Below are 16,888 nucleotides of genomic sequence, written 5' to 3' on the forward strand. Positions count from 1 at the left end.
GAAAGCAGGGACCCAAACCACCGCTGCGCGTTGTTGAGCTCGTTGTGGCCCCAGCGTCGCGCCACATACAGATTCGTGGTTATGGGTCCCGGCCTTCGCCGGGACGACGATGTTGAAACAGCGCGGCCAATTCCTCCGTATTGTTTTTCCCGCGCGATGCCGCCACACTCCGTGCAACCAAAACAAGACGTCACGGGGGAACATGTCCGACGCGCAGAAACTAACCAATCTTGCCGACATGGTGCGCGAGCGCGCCAAGAGCCGCGGCGATGCGCTGGCCTATGAATTCGAGGGACGGCAAACCAGCTTCGCCGGGTTCGACATCAAGACCAACCGCGTCGCCAACGCGCTGATCGCGATGGGCGTCGAGAAGGGTGAGCGCATCGCCTATCTCGGCAAGAACAGTGACTTCTATTTCGAGCTGTTGATGGGCGCGATGAAGGCCGGTGTGGTGATGGCGCCGGTGAACTGGCGCCTTGCAGGCCCCGAAGTCGCCTTCATCGTCGACGACTGCAAGGCCCCCGTCCTGTTCGTCGGCCCCGAATTCATCACGCAGGCGCGCAACATCCGCGACAACCTGCCGAGCGTTCGCACCATCATCACGACCGAGGGCGGCGCGCCGGAATGGCCCGACTTCGTCGCCTGGCGCGATGCGCAGGGCGACGACGACCCGCGCGTTGCGATCGAGCCGAAGGACATCGCGATCCAGCTCTACACCTCGGGCACGACGGGCAAGCCGAAAGGCGCGATGCTGTCACACGCCAATTTCCTCAACCTCGTGCAAAGCGGCAGCGAGGCCGAGAAGCCGGAGTGGAACCGCTGGACCACCGACGACGTCTCGCTGGTCGCGATGCCGATCTTCCACATCGGCGGCTCCGGCTGGGGCGTGATGGGCCTCTATCACGGCGCCCGCGGTGTAATCGCGCGCGAGTTCGACCCGACCAAGGTGCTCGACTTCTTCGAGCAGTCCGGCATCACAAAGCTGTTCATGGTGCCGGCGGCGATGCAGTTCGTGGTGCGGCAGCCGCGCGCGCGGCAGGTCGACTTCTCCCGCCTGAAATACATGCTCTATGGCGCCTCACCGATTCCGGCGGCGCTGCTGAAGGAGTGCATCGAGGTCTTCAAATGCGGCTTCGTGCAGATGTACGGCATGACCGAGACCACCGGCACCATCGTCGCGCTGCCGCCGGAAGACCATATCGAAGGGCTCGACCGCATGCGCTCCGCCGGCAAGGCGTTGCCCGGCATCGAGCTTGCGATTCTCGATCCGGACGGCAAGCCGCTGCCGCCGGGCGAAGTCGGCGAAATCGCCACCCGCTCCGGCTCCAACATGGCCGGCTACTGGAATCTGCCCGAGGCCACCGCGCGCACCATCGACAGCGACGGCTGGCTGCGCACCGGCGACGCCGGCTACATGGACAAGGACGGCTATCTCTACATCCACGACCGCATCAAGGACATGATCATCTCCGGCGGCGAGAACATCTATCCGGCCGAGGTCGAGAGCGCGCTGTGCGACCATCCGGACGTGGCGGAAGCCGCCGTGATCGGCATCCCCGACGACAAATGGGGCGAGGCGGTGAAGGCGGTGGTGGTGATGAAGCCGGGAAAAGCCGCGACCGCGGCCGACATCATCAACTTCACGCGCGAGCGGATCGCCGGCTATAAGACACCGAAATCGGTCGACTTCATCCCGGCGCTGCCGCGCAACCCGTCGGGCAAGATTTTGCGGCGGAGCCTGCGTGAACCGTATTGGGCGGGCAAGGACCGGCAGGTGAATTAGCCCTCGCTGTCGTCCCGGCGAAGGCCCATAGGCGCTAAGATAGTTTGATCATAGTCTGATAGTGGCGCTTATGTCTGGGTGGCTCGCGTAGATGTCGCCGGAGAGCGTGACTGGCTCTGCAGAGTATAGCGATTGCGGGCTGTGGAATGATCGCTTGCCGTAGCGAAGCGACGAGCTGGCGCAGCAGACGCCACGTCACTGGGTGGGTCAGGCGGCGTCGGCCAAGCGGGGAGAGTCTTCGAGTTCGTCGACGAGCGGCTCGAGCAATAGAATGATCAGCAGATGAGCGAGGATATGGGGTCTGGCGGACCGCTCGTCGGTTCCGGGAGGTCCCTTCAGGCCAATCAGGCTTTTCAGCCGCTTGAAGCCGAGCTCAATGCGCCATCGCAGCCGATAGAGGGCGAGGATATCTGCAGTCGTGAAGTCCTCTGGCCTGAGTGAGGTCACCAGGATCACCCAATCTGCGGCGTCAAGTGTTTGCCTGGAGAGCTGATGACCTCCCTTTTGTGCAGTCCGGCGCGCCTTGCGTCGCGCAGCCGCAGCAGCTTGCGCCGGCTTCTTCGCGGCAACCAGACGCACTGCGAGCGGCGGCGCACCTGACTTGCGCTTTATCCAAATCGGCCGATCGATCAGGCCACGCGCCGAGGCGTTGCGCAGTTCGGCAGTGAGGTCAACAAGATTACCTTCGGCATCGAGCCAGCGCGCGCTCTTCCAGCCGGCCCGGATCACGAAGTCCGCATCGGCATCGACGAGATGCGCCATGCGCTCCGGTTGCAGATAGGCGCGATCGGCAAGACAGATCTCACCGGCAACCGCCGGTATCCGATCCAGCGTCTCGCCCGCTCGCTGATCGGTCAGTTCGAAGTGACCAAAGCGCTCCTGCGGAAGATCGAACGCGCTATGGATACGCCACACTGCGTTCTTGTTCCTGCCGCTCGTCCCAGCCTTGGGGACCGTCGTGGCGTCAACAATACGGATCAGACGACCGCGGATCGCCTTCGGCGCCGCGTCGGCAAGCGCCTGCTCGACCAAGATTGCCAGCCAATCTCCGCACTGACGTAAGCGATACAACAGAGCCACGTTGGAGATATCGACAAGCCCAACCGACGTGGCCCATGCCGCCGTCAACCGCAGCCCTTTCTCACCAAGGCAATAAGCCAAGATCAGGCGCAGCAAGTCGACCGCATTGCTGATCTCCCGCGGACGGACAAACGCCTTCGTCTTGCGCGCGCTAATGTTCAGAGCCTCGGCTCCGCCAAGTCGGGCGACAACGCGCGCCCAATCTTTGTTCACAAGCGATTCGTGTGCCATTCCATCTTGGAATCACAAGCGAATCCAAGACGCAAATCCTATTTTAGCGCCTATGGGCGAAAGCCAGGACCCATTACCCCAAATGAGAGTTGTTGCGCGACGCTGGGGCCACATCTCGTTCAACCAATAGCCGACTGTGGTTATGGGTCCCTGCTTTCGCAGGGACGACGGTGGAGGGAGTGTCGCACTTCACTTCTTCCCCGTCCTCTCCCGCAAGACGCGCCACCGCTCCTGCGCCTCTTTCGGCCAGACCTCTTTCCGATCGTAATACTCGGCGAACACTTTCGCGCCCGGCGGGAACGTCACCCAGGGCTGCTTCGACGAGGTGAAGATGTGAGCATCCGGCGGGCACTGGCTCGGATCATCCAGCGTGCCGACGCGGACGAAGCGTACCGCCGGTCCCGCGCCCGGATAGTTGCTCCACACCGCGACCTTGCAGATGGAGCAACGCGCGATCTTCTGTCCCTTGCCGCTCGCCGAGGGCGTGTCGACGATCTCGGGCTCGGCCGCGATATGCTCGACCCGCTCGGCCTCGTACAACGCGTTGAGCGCGTGCACGGTGCCGGTCTCGCGCTGGCACCAGGTGCAGTGGCAGGCGTGCACGATCAGCGGGCTGCCGGTCAGGCGGTAGCGGACGTTTCTGCAGGTGCATCCACCTTCCATGCTCATGCCGCCTCCTCTGCGTTAGTGCTTGCCGGCTCCCATGTAGCCGAACAGGAAGCCCGCCACCTTGCGCTTCTGGATCTCCTCGCTGCCTTCCGTGATGCGATAGCGGCGGTGATGGCGGTAGATGTGCTCGAACGGCTTGTGGCGCGAATAGCCCATGCCGCCATGCACCTGCATCGCGCGGTCGGCGGCTTCGCAGCACAGACGGTTTGCCCAGAAATTGCACATCGAGACCCGGTCGGACAGCGTGTGCTCGACCTGCGCCTGGGTCAGTTGATCCATCTCCCAGGCGGTCTTGCGGATCAACAGCCGCAGCATCTCGGCCTGGGTCGCGAGCTCGACCAGCGGCCACTGGATCGCCTGGTTCTCGGCCAGCGCCTTGCCGAACGGCTTGCGCTCGCGAGCATATTTCACGCTCTCATTGATGCAGTACACCGCGGCGCCGAGCGAGCTCGCCGCCTGGCGGATGCGGTTCTCGTGCACGAAGCATTGCGCCAGCGACAGGCCGCGGCCGACCTCGCCGAACTGCGCATCCTCCGGCACGAACACATCGGTGAAGCTGACCCGCGGATGGTCGGTCGGCATGTTGAAGGTCCACATATACTCTTCGACCTTCACCCCCGCCGATTTCGCCGGCACCAGGAAGCAGCTGATGCCGCGCGCGTCGCCGTCATTGCCCGAGGTGCGGGCAAACAGCGCACAGTGGGTGGCGACATGCATGCCTGTCGTCCACATCTTCTCGCCGTTGATGATCCAGCCCTTGACGTTGTCGCGCGTGGCCTGAACCGCTCTGGTTTCCATATGGGTGGCGTCCGAGCCGTGCTCGGGCTCCGTCAGACCGAACGTGATGCGGTACTTGCCGGTGATCGAGCCGTCGATCATCGCCTTCTGCTCGTCGGTTCCGTAGCGGTCGAGCATGGTCACGATCGGCAGATTGCCGACGATCGAGTGTTCGTTCTGCAGGTCGTTGTGCAAACCGAGACCCTTTGAGGCAAAATGTTCGCGGATCACGGCCATCCACAGGTTGGAGCCGTCCTTGCCGCCATAGCGCTTCGGGATCGCGAAGCGCAGATGGCCGGCGGCATCGGCCAGGTTCTTGGCCTTGCGCAGCAAGAGCTCCCATTCGTGGCGCGGCAGGCCGCCCTTGTCGAAATCGGTGCGCGCCCATTCACGGCGATGGTCGAAGAAGCGGATGTTGTCGTCAGCCTCTTCCAGCGGCTTGATCTCGCGTTCGATGAAGCGATCGAGCTCGGCGAGATAGGCTGTCAGGTCAGCCGGCAAGTTGAAATCCAAGGCGGTCTCTCCCGGAAATATTGTTGATTCTGATTTTGCGTCTAGACGCTGTCGCGCATCCGCGTTCGGATCGATTAAGGTGAGAAGCCTGTCGCCAAGTCAAGCAGGCGAGCGAGGCTTGCACGCGCGGTCGCCTTGCGTAATTGGATGGCACGGAACGACGCGCAGGCGCTAGGATATCAGCAATATTCTTCGCCGCAGAAAATCGACGGGAGCAAACATGGATCTGAAATTCTCCAAGGTGACGCGCAGGGGTCCCATCACCATCGTGACGCTGTCGCGGCCCGAGGTCTACAACGCGCTGCATATCGACGCGCATTTCGAGCTCAACAAGGTGTTCGACGAGTTCTCCGCCGATCCCGAGCAGTGGGTCGCGATCGTCACCGGCGCCGGCGACAAGGCGTTCTGCGCCGGCAACGACCTGAAATGGCAGGCTGCCGGAGGCAAGCGCGGCTGGGACAAGGGCGGCTTCGCCGGCCTGACCACCCGCTTCGACTGCGACAAGCCGATCATCGCCGCAGTCAACGGCGTCGCGATGGGCGGCGGCTTCGAGATCGCATTGGCCTGCGATCTGATCATCGCTTCCGAGAATGCGACCTTCGCCCTGCCCGAGCCGCGCGTCGGCCTCGCTGCGCTGGCCGGCGGCCTGCACCGGCTGCCGCGCCAGATCGGGCTGAAGCGCGCCATGGGCATGATCCTGACCGCCCGCCATGTCAGCGCCAAGGAAGGCCTCGAACTCGGCTTCGTCAACGAGGTGGTGCCGCAGGGCGAGGCGCTGGCAGCGGCCGAGCGCTGGGCCGAGACGATCACCAAGAACTCGCCGATGTCGATCCGCGCCTCCAAGCAGGCGATCCAGAAGGGTCTCGAAGTCTCGCTCGAGCAGGCACTGGCCGAGCAGCGCGACTATCCGGCGGTGAAGGCGATGGCCGCCTCGCAGGATTACATCGAGGGCCCGAAGGCGTTTTCGGAGAAGCGGCCGCCGAAGTGGCTGGGGCGGTAGCACGTCCCTTCTGTCATTCCGGGGCGATGCGAAGCATCGAACCCGGAATCTCGTCATTCCGGGTCTGGTGCTGACGCACCATCCCGGAATGACGGCAATCCTCTCATGACGACGTAGGATGGGTAGAGCGTAGCGAAACCCATCGAGGCTTGGCGCGTGGTCCTGATGGGTTTCGCTTCGCTCTACCCATCCTACTTTCCGAGCTCCCGCTTGTAGGACGCGTAGTTCGGCTGGTCGACGGCGAGCTTGTCCATCGTGGTCTGCCAGAGATGCTCCGATAGCCCCGGCGTTTTCAGATCGACCTCGCCACCTGCGATCTTCTCCGACAGCACGCGGTTCAGCTCCATCAGCGTCCCGTCGGTGCCCAGCAATTGCTTCAGCCGCGCGGCCTCGGTCGCATCGCCGGCCTCGGCGAGCGCGAGCTGCCGCGTCACCAGGTCGAGCGCGTTGATGCCGACGCGCAGCTTGAAGCCGTTGTGCCCCTTGATCGCGGGCGCGATCTCGCTGCGCAGGAAGTCGGCGACGGCCTTGATCAGTTCGGTGGGTGTCGGTTCGTCCTGCATGTCACTTGCTCTCTTTCTTGCGCATGATCGATTCCGAAGACCGGTCTCCACGTTCCGGGATCATGCGCGCGGCGCCAGCAACCGCAGCAGATCGATCTCGGTCTCCGACGCGCGCCGCCCGATCATCGCGCGCTCCATCGAGTGATCCGGGCCGCTTCGGAAGCGCTGCATCATGCCGCAACACATCACGCCCCAGCGCAGCGTGCCCATCACTTCCCAGAACATCACGCGCTCGGGGTCGGCCCTGCGGCCGGCTTCCTCATAGCCCGCGAACAAATCTTCGCGCGTGCCGAAACCGCCGACCGGCTTGTCGATCTCGCCGAAGCGCCATGAGTTGACGCAGATCCATCCGAGATCCTCCATCGGATCGCCGGTATGCGCGAGCTCCCAGTCGAGCACCGCGCGCACCCCGTCGGGACCGATGATCAGATTACCGTGGCGGAAATCGCCATGCACCAGCGTCGTCTCCGACGACGGACCGGGATCGTGATCGCGCAGCCAGCGCAGCGCCAATTCGAACACCGGCCGCGGCCAGTTGAAGCTGTGATACTCGCGGGAGAGATCCTCGATCTCCCTGGTCGCGGTCAGGCTGCGCAGCTTCGGCAGCTTGGCCTTCGGCAGGCCATGGATGCCGGCGATGACGCGGCCGAGCTGGCGGGCAAGAATCGGCCGCGCGCCGGCAAATCCCTCGTCGCGCAAAATTTTCCGCGCGATGGTCTCGCCTTCGACCCGCGCCATGATGAAGCCGCGGCCAAGGCCGTCCTTCGGCCTCAAGACATGCATCACCTTCGGCGACGGCAGGCCCGCGTCATGCGCGAGCTGCATCAGCGTCGCCTCGGCATCGAGGCCGGCGGCGCGGCCCGGCGCGGCACCGTAGCCCGGCGGCGCGCGGCGCAGGATCGCGCCGACAGTGCCGTTCGGGTGCACGATGTCGAACGACCAGGTCTCCTGGCTGGCGCCGCCGGAGAGTTTTGCGGCGCCGGTGACGCCGGTCGCGCCGGGATGAAACGAGGCGACGCAGCGGGTGAGTTCGGTCTCGATCATTTGCCCTTGAACTTCGCCGGCCGCTTCTCGAGGAATGCGGTGACACCTTCCTTGAAATCCTCGGCGCTGCCGGCAAGGCGCTGCGACTCGAATTCCAGATTGAGCTGATCCTCGAGGGTATTTTCCGGGCTGTCCCAATAGAGCTTTCGGATCAGCGACAACGCCACCGTCGGGCCGTTGGCGAGATCGTGCGCGAGCTTCATGGTTTCTTCCATCAGCGCGGCGTCGTCATAGACGCGGTTGACGAGGCCCCACTCCAGCGCCTTCTCGGCCGGCAGCCGCTCGCCGAGCAGCGACAGCTCGACCGAGCGCGCCTTGCCGATCAGCCGCGGCAACAGCCAGGTCGAGCCGCAATCCGGCACCAGGCCAATGCGGCGGAATGCCTGCAGGAAATACGACGAACGCGCGCACAGGATGAGGTCGCCCATCAGGGCGAAGCTCATGCCGGCGCCGGCGGCCGGACCGTTCACCGCCGTCACGATCGGACAGTGCAGCTTACGCAATCGGCGCAGGAACGGATGGAACGCGGTCTCCAGCGCCGCGCCGGCATTGCTCTTGCCGGGCTTCTGCTGGTTGCGGCCCTGCAGATTGGCGCCGGTGCAGAAGGCGCGGCCCGCGCCCGTGATCACCAGGCAGCGCACCTCATCGCGCCTGTCGTCGATCGCATCGAGCGCTTCTGCAAGCCCGCCCAGCATGTCGATCGAAACCGCGTTCATGACTTCCTGGTGGTCGAGCCTCAGGATCGCGACCGATCCATCGAAGTCGAGCGTGACGTGTTTGAACTGCATGGTTTCCTCTTCACCTTGTTTCGGCGGCGGGTACCGCGGTAGGTCGATGCTTCGACCCATATTTGATTTTTGTGCCGGGCTTGTCCATGGTCGGCGGCAAGCCCATCCGTGAACGCGTGATTAGCGCGCACCAAACCAAATGGAAACCCCAATGAGTGGCATCTTCGATCTCACCGGCCGCGTCGCTGTCATCACCGGCGGCAATGGCGGCATCGGCCTCGGCATCGCGCAGGCGCTGAACGCCGCCGGCTGCAACGTCTCGATCTGGGGCCGCAACGCGGAAAAAAATGCCAACGCCGCGGCCTCGATGAAGGCCGGCCCAGGCAAGGTCGCGACGCAATTCTGCGACGTCAGCGATCCCGGCTCGGTCAAGACCGCGATGAAGGCGACGCTGGACACCTTCGGCCGCGTCGACGGCTGCTTCGCCAACGCCGGCATCGGCGGCGGCGGACGTAGAGCCTTCATCGACCGCACCGAGGAGGAATGGCGCAAGATGTTCGCGACCAACCTCGACGGCGTATTTCACGTATTCCAGGCTGCGGCACGCCACATGACCGACCGCGGCGAGGCCGGCGACAAGTTCGGCCGGCTGGTCGCCACCTCGAGCCTCGCCTCGCTGTTCGGCACCGCGCGCAATGAGCACTATGCCGGCACCAAGGCGGCGCTGAACGCGCTGTGCCGCGCACTCGGCGTCGAGCTCGCGCGCCACGGCGTCACGGCGAACGCGATCCTGCCCGGCTGGATCAAGAGCGACATGACCGCCGGCATCATGGCCAACGACAAGTTCGTCGCCAATGTGATGCCGCGCATCCCCCTGCGTCGCTTCGGCGAGCCGAGCGATTTCGGCGGCATCGCCGTCTACATCATGAGCAAGGCGTCGTCCTATCATACGGCGGATTGTTTTGTGATCGACGGCGGGTACACGGCGTTCTAGCCCGGCTCTTGCCGCATCAACGCCGTCGTCCCGGCGAAGGCCGAGACCCATACGCCGCGGCGGATGTTGTGAACGGGACTCGTCGTACCAGCATCGCACCACAAATGACATCGGTGGTTATGGGTCCCGGCCTTCAACGGGACGACGCTGAATATGTGGCGCGCGGTTGAGTCATACATCCGCACCCTCGCGGCGCAGTTGCGCGGCGTGGAATAACGGCCGGAGAGCGACGGATAGAACAACGCGCGACGCAGCGTCGCTTCCGTCGCGGCAAAACTGCTGCTAGCGTTTGAGCCGCAAGGGACGCAATGAGGCGGCTTTTAACAAGCAGGGAGGATATTTCAGATGTTTTCACACGTGATGGTTGGCACCAACGATCTCGACAAGGCCAAGGCATTTTATGATGCGCTGCTTGGCACGCTTGATGTCCGGCCGGCCCGGGTTGACGGTCACCGCATCATGTACCTCACCAAGGCCGGCATTTTCATGGTGTCCAAGCCGATCAACGGCGAACCGGCGACGCATGCCAATGGCGGCACGATCGGCTTTGCCTGCTCTTCGCCGGAGCAGGTCCATGCCTGGCACGCGGCCGGCGTCGCCAATGGCGGCAAGCCTTGCGAGGACCCGCCGGGCGTACGGGAAGGTTCTGGCGTGAAGCTCTATCTCGCCTATCTGCGCGACCTCGACGGCAACAAGATCTGCGCGATGCATCGGATGAGCTAACCGGCGTCCGCCGGACTCTTTTCACGCTGTACGCGGCGGCGTTCAAACAACGTTTGAAACGCCGTCGCGAAATTCCGCGATGCGGTAGCGGTGATCGGAAAATCGGTACTCGCGCTTCGCGTCGCACGCGTCTATTGTCCGCCGCGAAACGCGCCTTCGCGAGGGAGAAAAGACAGTGAAACATGCCTATGTGCCGCGCACCACGAACTACACGCTCAGTCCAGGCGACGAGCTCAATGACCTGCGCATGTCGGACAAGGTCCGCCCGCTCTACGACCATGTGAAGCAGTTCATCCGCGACACGGTCGACCCGATGTCGGTCGAGTTCTATCGCGCCGGCGAGAAGAAGACCAACCGCTGGAGCTTCACGGACGAGCAGCTCGCGATCCTGCAGAAGGCCAAGGACAAGGCCAAGGAAGTCGGCCTCTGGAACTTCTTCCTGCCCGATGCAGAAACCGGCGAAGGCCTCAACAATCTCGACTACGCCTACATCGCCGCCGAGCTCGGGAAGAGCCCGCTGGCCTCCGAGACCATGAACTGCTCGGCGCCCGACACCGGCAACATGGAGGTGCTGGAGCGCGTCGGCACCAAGGCGCAGAAGGAGAAGTGGCTGAAGCCGCTGCTCAATGGCGAGATCCGCTCGGCCTATGCGATGACCGAGCCGAACGTCGCCTCCTCCGACGCCAAGAACATCTCGACCACCGCAAAGCTCGTCGGCGACGAGTGGGTGATCAACGGCGAGAAGTATTACATCTCCGGCGCCGGCGATCCGCGCTGCAAGATCATGATCGTGATGGTGAAGACCAATCCCGACGCCGCGCCGAGCAAGCAACAGTCGCAGATCCTGGTGCCGATCGACACCCCCGGCGTCGAGATCCTCGGGCCCATGCACGTGTTCGGCCACGACCACGCGCCGCGCGGCCACATGCATCTGCGCTTCAACAATTGCAAGGTGCCGAAGGAAAACATGCTGCTCGGCGAAGGCCGCGGCTTCGAGATTTCGCAGGTCCGCCTCGGACCGGGCCGCATCCATCACTGCATGCGCACCATCGGCAAGGCCGAGAAGGCGCTCGACATGATGGTGCAGCGTGGCCTGACCCGCGAAGCGTTCGGCAAGAAGATCGCCCATCTCGGCGGCAACATGCAGATCATCGCCCAGGCTCGTTGCGAGATCGAGGCGATGCGGCTGATGGTGCTGAAGGCGGCCAAGGCGATGGACGTGCTCGGCAACAAGGAAGCCCGCGTCTGGGTCTCGATGGTCAAGGCCATGGTGCCCGAACGCGCCTGCAAGCTGATCGACCAGGCGATCCAGATGCACGGCGCCACCGGCATCTCGCAGTGGTCGCCGCTCGGCGAAATGTACCAGGACGTCCGCCATCTCCGCTTCGCCGACGGTCCGGACGAGGTGCACTGGATGGTGGTCGGCCGCCACGAACTGAGCATGCCGTAGTCGCTTCTTCTCCTTCTCCCCGCTCTTGTGGGGAGAAGGCCGGGATGAGGGGCTGCCTCCGCAAGCACGGTGAGAGATAGTCTCGCGGAGAATCCCCCTCACCCGGATCGCATCTGACGATGCGATCCGACCTCTCCCCGCAGGCGGGGCGAGGTAAGGGAAGAGCGCTCCAAGGAACAAACAAGCAAGTCTGCAAGGCGGGTTCGCGCGAGCGTAACCCGCCTTTTGCTTTGCGGTCCGCTCGCGGCGGGTTACCCTTCGCTAACCCGCCCTACGAACTTCCGGACATCCCATGGAATATTCCCCAAGCGACCTCACCCAGCGCGAACGCTACAAGGTGCTGACCTCCTTCGTGCTGCCGCGGCCGATCGCCTGGGTGACGAGCACGAGCGCGGACGGCGTGGTCAATGCGGCGCCGTTCTCGTTCTTCAATGTGTTCTGCGAGGATCCGCCGCTCTGCATGTTCGCGGTCAACCGCAGGCCCGACGGCCGCGAGAAGGACACCCTGGTCAACATCCAGCGTCTCGGCGAATTCGTGGTCAACCTGACCGACGAGCCGCTGGCGCGCGCGATGCATGAGACCTCCGGCGACTTCCCGCCCGAGGTCGGCGAGCCTGATTATCTCGGCCTCAAGCTCGCGCCATCGAGCAAGATCGCGGTGCCCCGGCTTGCGGATGCGCCTTTCGCGATGGAGTGCAAGACCTGGAAGCTGATCGACGTCAATGGCGACCGCCAGCTGATCATGGGCGAAGGCATCCATTTCCACATTCGCGACGAATTGTGGGACCGCGAGGCGATGCGCGTCCACATGGAGCGCTACCACCCGATCGGCCGCATGTTCGCCGACCGCTACTGCCGCACCGACGACCGCGTGGTGTTTCCCGCGGCCGAGGGCACAAAGAAATAGAGGATCAGACAATGAGCGAAACATTCCGCGACAACGAAGCGCAGAGCCGGTTCGAGCTCGCCGTCGACGGCTCAACCGCTTTCGTGGTCTACCGAAAGACGCCGGACACGATCACGCTTGTGCACACCGAGGTGCCGCCGGAGCTTGGCGGCCGCGGGATCGGCTCCAAGCTCGCACGCGCCACGCTCGACGCCGTCCGCGCGCAGGGCATCAAGCTCGTCGTGAAATGCGAATTCATCCAGGGCTTCATGAAGAAGCATCCGGAGTATGACGATCTGTTGGGGTGATCGCAGGGCGGGTTGGCAAAGCTGTCATTTCGTCATGGCCGGGCTTGTCCCGGCCATGACGCGTTTCGTCACGACGCCACCGGCTCGCCGATCTTGTCCTGCGTCTTCGTTTCGAAATCGCTGGCGTCGTGGCGCTCATGGAGCTGGCTCGACGGCTCGCCCCAGGTGCGGTTGACCATGCGTCCGCGCTTCACCGCGGGCCGTGCCGCGATCGCATCGGTCCAGCGCTGCACGTTCTTGTAGTCCTGCACCGAGAGGAATTCGCCGCCGCCGTAAAGCAGACCCTTGGCGAGGCTGCCGTACCAGGGCCACACCGCCATGTCGGCGATGGTGTAGACATCGCCCGCGAGATACTCGTTGTCGGCGAGCCGGCGGTCGAGCACGTCGAGCTGGCGCTTCACCTCCATCGCGAAGCGGTCGATGGCGTATTCGATCTTGGTCGGCGCATAGGCGTAGAAATGGCCGAAGCCGCCGCCGAGATAGGGCGCGGCGCCCATCTGCCAGAACAGCCAGGAGAAGGTTTCGGCGCGGGTCTTGACGTCGGTCGGCAGGAACGCGCCGAACTTTTCCGCGAGGTACACCAGGATCGAGCCCGACTCGAACACCCTGATCGGCTCCTTTCCGCTGCGGTCCATCAGCGCCGGGATCTTCGAGTTCGGATTGACCGCGACGAAGCCGCTGCCGAACTGGTTGCCGTCGATCTTGATCAGCCAGGCGTCGTATTCCGCGCCCTTGTGACCCGCCGCCAGCAGCTCTTCCAGCATCACGGTGACCTTGACGCCGTTCGGCGTCGCCAGCGAGTAGAGTTGCAGCGGATGGCGGCCGACCGGCAGTTCCTTGTCGTGGGTGGGACCGGCGATCGGCCGGTTGATGCTGGCGAAGCGCCCACCGCTCTCCTTGTTCCAGGTCCAGACTTTCGGCGGCTCGTAGGCAGGAATGTCATTCACGTCGTTGGCTCCCGATTCATGTTCTTGCCAGGTGGCGCGGCGGCGCCGTGCCCATCCCCATGTCCGCACTAGATGGTGCGCGGGCTGCGCTTTGCCCACCCCGCGGATCGCATTTTCTATCCAGCGGAATGCGCTGCGAGGGATGCAGCCGGAGCAGCGCCTGCACGCAAGATCGCCGTGGCCGAAACCCGCTTGGCTTCGCGGACCGTGATGCGCTAGCGTTGCAGCGGCTGACGCCAACAAGCACAAGAAGCAGCCGCCGGGAGAGAACCAGTCCATGAAATCACCGATCTGCGATATGCTGGGGATAGACTTCCCCCTGCTCGCTTTCAGCCATTGCCGCGACGTGGTGGCGGCGGTCAGCCGCGCCGGCGGCTTCGGCGTGCTCGGCGCGACCGCGCATTCGCCGGAGACGCTGGAGCAGGAGTTGAAGTGGATCGACGCGCATGTCGACGGCAAGCCCTATGGCATCGACGTGCTGATCCCGGAAAACATCTCGACCGCCGGCGAGAAGAACGTCACCTGGAAAAGCCTCGAGGCGCGGGTCTCGCAGGAGCATCGCGACTTCACCCGCAATCTCTTGAAGAAATACGACATCGAGCTGACCGGCCGCAACGTCGCCGACAACCAGCCGCAGCCGTTCGACGCCGAGACCGCGCTGCAACTGCTCGAAGTCTCGTTCCGGCATCCGATCCGGCTGATCGCGAATGCGCTCGGCGTGCCGCCGAAGGCGATGATCGAGATGGGGCGCAAGCACGGCGTGCCGGTGGCGGCGTTGGTCGGCTCCAAGGAGCACGCGCTGCGCCAGGTCGCGGCCGGTGTCGATATCCTGGTCGCGCAGGGCACCGAAGCCGGCGGCCATTGCGGCGAGGTCTCGACCATGGTGCTGGTGCCGGAGGTGATCAAGGCGGTCAAAAAGATCCGCGACGTGCCGGTGCTCGCCGCCGGCGGCATCATGACCGGCAGCCAGATGGCGGCCTGCATGGCGATGGGCGCGGCCGGCGCCTGGACCGGCTCGGTGTGGCTGGCCACGGTGGAATCGGAGACGTCGGAGATCTTCCGCGAGAAGATGATCGCGGCCTCCTCGCGCGACGCGGTGCGCTCCAAGGGCCGCACCGGCAAGCCGGCGCGGCAGCTCCGCTCGGTCTGGACCGATGCCTGGGACCGCTCGCCGGAAAGCCCCGGCGCGCTGCCGATGCCGCTGCAAAGCATCATCAGCCGCGACGCCTTCAACGCGATCGACCGCGCCGCAGCTGGTGGTAACGAGAAGGCCCGCGATCTCGTCAGCTATTTCGTCGGCCAAGGCGTCGGCCTGATCGACAGCGTCAAATCCGCCGGCGCCGTGGTGCAGGAGTTCAAGGAAGAGTTCGTCGAAGCTGTCGAGCACATGAACGCGCTGGTGGCGGAGTGACGATCCCTCCCCGCCGTCATTGCGAGGAGCGAAGCGACGAAGCAATCCACCTTTCCCCGTGTCGGAACATGGATTGCTTCGCTTCGCTCGCAATGACGCCCATAACAACCATCGAGCCCAAGACCGCAGAGTGAACCAACAAGAATGTCGAACAGCATCCCCGAAGACCGCATTCCCGTCATCGTCGGCGTCGGCGAAATTGTCGATCGTCCGAAGGACATCGCCGCCGGCTTCGAGCCGCTCACGCTGCTTGAGGAGGCGCTGAAGCGCGCCGAGGCGGACAGCGGCGCCAGGCTGCTGTCCGACGTGCAGTCGCTCGACGTCGTCAACTTCCTGAGCTGGCGCTACCGTGATCCCGAGAAGCAGCTCGCCGCACGGCTCGGCATTCAGCCTTCGCATCTCTATTACGGCCCGGTCGGCGGCGAGAGTCCGATCCGCTATCTGCACGAGGCTGCGCAACGCATTGCGCGCGGCGAATGCAGCGTCGCCGCGGTCTGTGGCGCGGAGGCGCAGTCGACGGCGACCAAGGCGCAGCGTGCCGGCGTGGAGCTGCCGTGGACGCCGTTCGCGCACGACGTGGAGGAGCCGAAGCGCGGCGCCGCGTTCCAGAAGCCGATGGCCGTGAGCCTCGGCGTGTTCAGGCCGATCACGGTCTACCCGCTCTATGAATCCGCAACATCGGCGCATTGGGGCCAGACGCCGCGCGACGCGCTGAAGGAATCGGGCGAGCTATGGTCGACCTATGCGCGCGTCGCGGCCGACAATCCGAACTCGTGGCTGAAGAAGACGTTCACCGGCGACGAGATCACCACGGCCACGCCCGACAACCGGATGATCGCCTGGCCGTATACAAAGCTGATGGTGGCGAACCCGACGGTGAACATGGGCGGCGCGCTGATCCTGACCGGCCTCGCGAAGGCGCGCGCGGCCGGCGTGCCGGAGGACAAGCTGATCTATCCGCTCGGCGGCGCCTCGGCGGAAGAGCCGCGCGACTATCTGATCCGCGATCAGTTCGTCGAAAGCCACGCGCAGACCGCGGTGCTGAAGGCGGTGATGGATCTCGTCGGCGGCGACGGCAAGAAGTTCGACGCGATCGAGCTCTATAGCTGCTTCCCCTGCGTGCCCAAGATGGCGCGCCGGACGCTCGGCCTCGGTGCCGACGTGCAGCCGACCGTGACGGGTGGTCTGACGTTCTTCGGCGCGCCGCTCAACACCTACATGACGCACTCGGCCTGCGCGATGGTGCGCAAGCTCCGAAGCGGCGGCACGCTCGGCCTGCTCTATGGCCAGGGCGGCTTCGTCACCAAGCATCATGGCCTCGTGCTGTCGCGCGCGGCGCCGAACGTCGCGCTCAAGCAGGACACGTCCGTGCAGACGGAGGCCGACCGCAACAGGCGCAACGTGCCCGACTTCACCGCCGAGGCTGCGGGAAAGGGCAAGATCGAGGCCTTCACCGTGATCTATCGCGCCAATGGCGAAGTCGAGCATGGCGTCACCATGCTGCGCACCGAGGACGGCCGGCGCACGCTCGGCCGCATCCCGGCGAGCGACACGGCGACGCTGGCCTATCTGCAGGACATGGACCGCACGCCGGTCGGTACCACCGGCGACATCGTCACCGCCGGCGATGGCATGCTGGAATGGCGGGTGGGCTGACAATTCCTGCCACGCCGCAAAATCCGCCGTCATCCTGAAGTGCGAGCGGAGCGAGCCTCGAAGGATGGGCTGCGAACACCGTCGTGATCCCATCCTTCGAGGCGCGCAAGGGCGCGCATCTCAGG

Annotated in this window: 16 protein-coding genes; 9 read left to right on the top strand and 7 right to left on the bottom strand. The window is 64.5% G+C overall.

Going from position 1 to position 16,888, the window contains the following annotated elements; translation table 11 throughout:
* The first annotated feature begins 202 nt into the window (after positions 1-202).
* A complete protein-coding gene (locus J2R80_RS37170) occupies positions 203-1,783 on the top strand; it encodes a fatty acid--CoA ligase (RefSeq protein WP_253640323.1) in 1,581 nt (526 codons plus the stop codon).
* A gap of 207 nt (positions 1,784-1,990) precedes the next feature.
* Here J2R80_RS37170 and J2R80_RS37175 read toward each other — a convergent pair whose 3' ends face one another.
* From J2R80_RS37175 to J2R80_RS37185, 3 genes are all read right to left on the bottom strand, one after another.
* Positions 1,991-3,094, bottom strand: a complete 1,104-nt coding sequence (locus J2R80_RS37175) for an IS4 family transposase (protein ID WP_253640324.1) — start codon at positions 3,092-3,094, stop codon at positions 1,991-1,993.
* Positions 3,095-3,283: 189 nt separating this feature from the next.
* Positions 3,284-3,763, bottom strand: coding sequence for a GFA family protein (locus J2R80_RS37180; RefSeq protein ID WP_253640325.1), 480 nt, complete (start codon positions 3,761-3,763; stop codon positions 3,284-3,286).
* 15 nt (positions 3,764-3,778) lie between these two features.
* Complete coding sequence (locus J2R80_RS37185; protein WP_076827204.1) at positions 3,779-5,053, bottom strand: acyl-CoA dehydrogenase family protein; 1,275 nt, start codon at positions 5,051-5,053, stop codon at positions 3,779-3,781.
* A 220-nt stretch (positions 5,054-5,273) separates the two neighbouring features.
* On the opposite strand from J2R80_RS37185, the gene J2R80_RS37190 reads away from it, so the two are divergent.
* Positions 5,274-6,053, top strand: a complete 780-nt coding sequence (locus J2R80_RS37190; protein ID WP_076827202.1) for an enoyl-CoA hydratase-related protein — start codon at positions 5,274-5,276, stop codon at positions 6,051-6,053.
* 191 nt (positions 6,054-6,244) lie between these two features.
* Here J2R80_RS37190 and J2R80_RS37195 read toward each other — a convergent pair whose 3' ends face one another.
* From J2R80_RS37195 to J2R80_RS37205, 3 genes are read right to left on the bottom strand one after another with little or no spacing between them, the layout of a single operon-like run.
* Positions 6,245-6,616, bottom strand: coding sequence for a DUF6285 domain-containing protein (locus J2R80_RS37195; RefSeq protein ID WP_076827200.1), 372 nt, complete (start codon positions 6,614-6,616; stop codon positions 6,245-6,247).
* Positions 6,617-6,676: 60 nt separating this feature from the next.
* Entirely contained in the window at positions 6,677-7,660 is a 984-nt protein-coding gene (locus J2R80_RS37200; protein WP_253640326.1) for a phosphotransferase family protein, read from the bottom strand.
* Positions 7,657-8,448 carry an enoyl-CoA hydratase/isomerase gene (locus J2R80_RS37205; RefSeq protein WP_057015740.1) on the bottom strand — a complete coding sequence of 264 codons (792 nt, stop codon included), beginning with the start codon at positions 8,446-8,448 and terminating at the stop codon, positions 7,657-7,659. The genes J2R80_RS37200 and J2R80_RS37205 overlap by 4 nt, the downstream gene beginning before the upstream one ends.
* A gap of 151 nt (positions 8,449-8,599) precedes the next feature.
* Here J2R80_RS37205 and J2R80_RS37210 point away from each other — a divergent pair, with 151 nt between their 5' ends.
* The 5 genes from J2R80_RS37210 to J2R80_RS37230 all read left to right on the top strand — a co-directional run bounded on the left by J2R80_RS37210 (position 8,600) and on the right by J2R80_RS37230 (position 12,749).
* Entirely contained in the window at positions 8,600-9,382 is a 783-nt protein-coding gene (locus tag J2R80_RS37210; RefSeq protein WP_253640327.1) for an SDR family NAD(P)-dependent oxidoreductase, read from the top strand.
* Positions 9,383-9,727: 345 nt separating this feature from the next.
* Positions 9,728-10,105: a VOC family protein gene (locus tag J2R80_RS37215; protein WP_057015741.1), complete on the top strand. Its 378-nt coding sequence runs from the start codon at positions 9,728-9,730 to the stop codon at positions 10,103-10,105.
* Between the two features lie 175 nt (positions 10,106-10,280).
* Complete coding sequence (locus tag J2R80_RS37220) at positions 10,281-11,555, top strand: acyl-CoA dehydrogenase family protein (protein ID WP_057015742.1); 1,275 nt, start codon at positions 10,281-10,283, stop codon at positions 11,553-11,555.
* A gap of 292 nt (positions 11,556-11,847) precedes the next feature.
* Positions 11,848-12,462: a flavin reductase family protein gene (locus J2R80_RS37225; protein WP_253640328.1), complete on the top strand. Its 615-nt coding sequence runs from the start codon at positions 11,848-11,850 to the stop codon at positions 12,460-12,462.
* An 11-nt stretch (positions 12,463-12,473) separates the two neighbouring features.
* Entirely contained in the window at positions 12,474-12,749 is a 276-nt protein-coding gene (locus J2R80_RS37230; protein WP_050386047.1) for a GNAT family N-acetyltransferase, read from the top strand.
* Between the two features lie 68 nt (positions 12,750-12,817).
* On the opposite strand, the gene yghU is transcribed toward J2R80_RS37230, so the two are convergent.
* Positions 12,818-13,696 (bottom strand): glutathione-dependent disulfide-bond oxidoreductase, encoded by an 879-nt coding sequence (gene yghU, locus J2R80_RS37235; RefSeq protein WP_076827192.1) that lies wholly within the window; start codon positions 13,694-13,696, stop codon positions 12,818-12,820.
* Positions 13,697-13,973: 277 nt separating this feature from the next.
* Here yghU and J2R80_RS37240 point away from each other — a divergent pair, with 277 nt between their 5' ends.
* A complete protein-coding gene (locus tag J2R80_RS37240; RefSeq protein WP_057015745.1) occupies positions 13,974-15,107 on the top strand; it encodes a nitronate monooxygenase in 1,134 nt (377 codons plus the stop codon).
* A gap of 144 nt (positions 15,108-15,251) precedes the next feature.
* Entirely contained in the window at positions 15,252-16,763 is a 1,512-nt protein-coding gene (locus J2R80_RS37245; protein ID WP_253640329.1) for an acetyl-CoA acetyltransferase, read from the top strand.
* Positions 16,764-16,888: the final 125 nt, after the last annotated feature.

Source organism: Bradyrhizobium sp. USDA 4541, assembly GCF_024171085.1.
GTDB classification, from domain to species: domain Bacteria; phylum Pseudomonadota; class Alphaproteobacteria; order Rhizobiales; family Xanthobacteraceae; genus Bradyrhizobium; species Bradyrhizobium australafricanum.

What these genes read in the sequence shown, in the direction of transcription:
- J2R80_RS37170 (WP_253640323.1), top strand. Translation starts at nt 203, where the DNA reads ATGTCCGACGCGCAGAAACTAACCAATCTTGCCGACATGGTGCGCGAG.
- J2R80_RS37175 (WP_253640324.1), bottom strand. Translation starts at nt 3,094, where the DNA reads ATGGCACACGAATCGCTTGTGAACAAAGATTGGGCGCGCGTTGTCGCC.
- J2R80_RS37180 (WP_253640325.1), bottom strand. Translation starts at nt 3,763, where the DNA reads ATGAGCATGGAAGGTGGATGCACCTGCAGAAACGTCCGCTACCGCCTG.
- J2R80_RS37190 (WP_076827202.1), top strand. Translation starts at nt 5,274, where the DNA reads ATGGATCTGAAATTCTCCAAGGTGACGCGCAGGGGTCCCATCACCATC.
- J2R80_RS37195 (WP_076827200.1), bottom strand. Translation starts at nt 6,616, where the DNA reads ATGCAGGACGAACCGACACCCACCGAACTGATCAAGGCCGTCGCCGAC.
- J2R80_RS37200 (WP_253640326.1), bottom strand. Translation starts at nt 7,660, where the DNA reads ATGATCGAGACCGAACTCACCCGCTGCGTCGCCTCGTTTCATCCCGGC.
- J2R80_RS37205 (WP_057015740.1), bottom strand. Translation starts at nt 8,448, where the DNA reads ATGCAGTTCAAACACGTCACGCTCGACTTCGATGGATCGGTCGCGATC.
- J2R80_RS37210 (WP_253640327.1), top strand. Translation starts at nt 8,600, where the DNA reads ATGAGTGGCATCTTCGATCTCACCGGCCGCGTCGCTGTCATCACCGGC.
- J2R80_RS37215 (WP_057015741.1), top strand. Translation starts at nt 9,728, where the DNA reads ATGTTTTCACACGTGATGGTTGGCACCAACGATCTCGACAAGGCCAAG.
- J2R80_RS37225 (WP_253640328.1), top strand. Translation starts at nt 11,848, where the DNA reads ATGGAATATTCCCCAAGCGACCTCACCCAGCGCGAACGCTACAAGGTG.
- J2R80_RS37230 (WP_050386047.1), top strand. Translation starts at nt 12,474, where the DNA reads ATGAGCGAAACATTCCGCGACAACGAAGCGCAGAGCCGGTTCGAGCTC.
- J2R80_RS37240 (WP_057015745.1), top strand. Translation starts at nt 13,974, where the DNA reads ATGAAATCACCGATCTGCGATATGCTGGGGATAGACTTCCCCCTGCTC.
- J2R80_RS37245 (WP_253640329.1), top strand. Translation starts at nt 15,252, where the DNA reads ATGTCGAACAGCATCCCCGAAGACCGCATTCCCGTCATCGTCGGCGTC.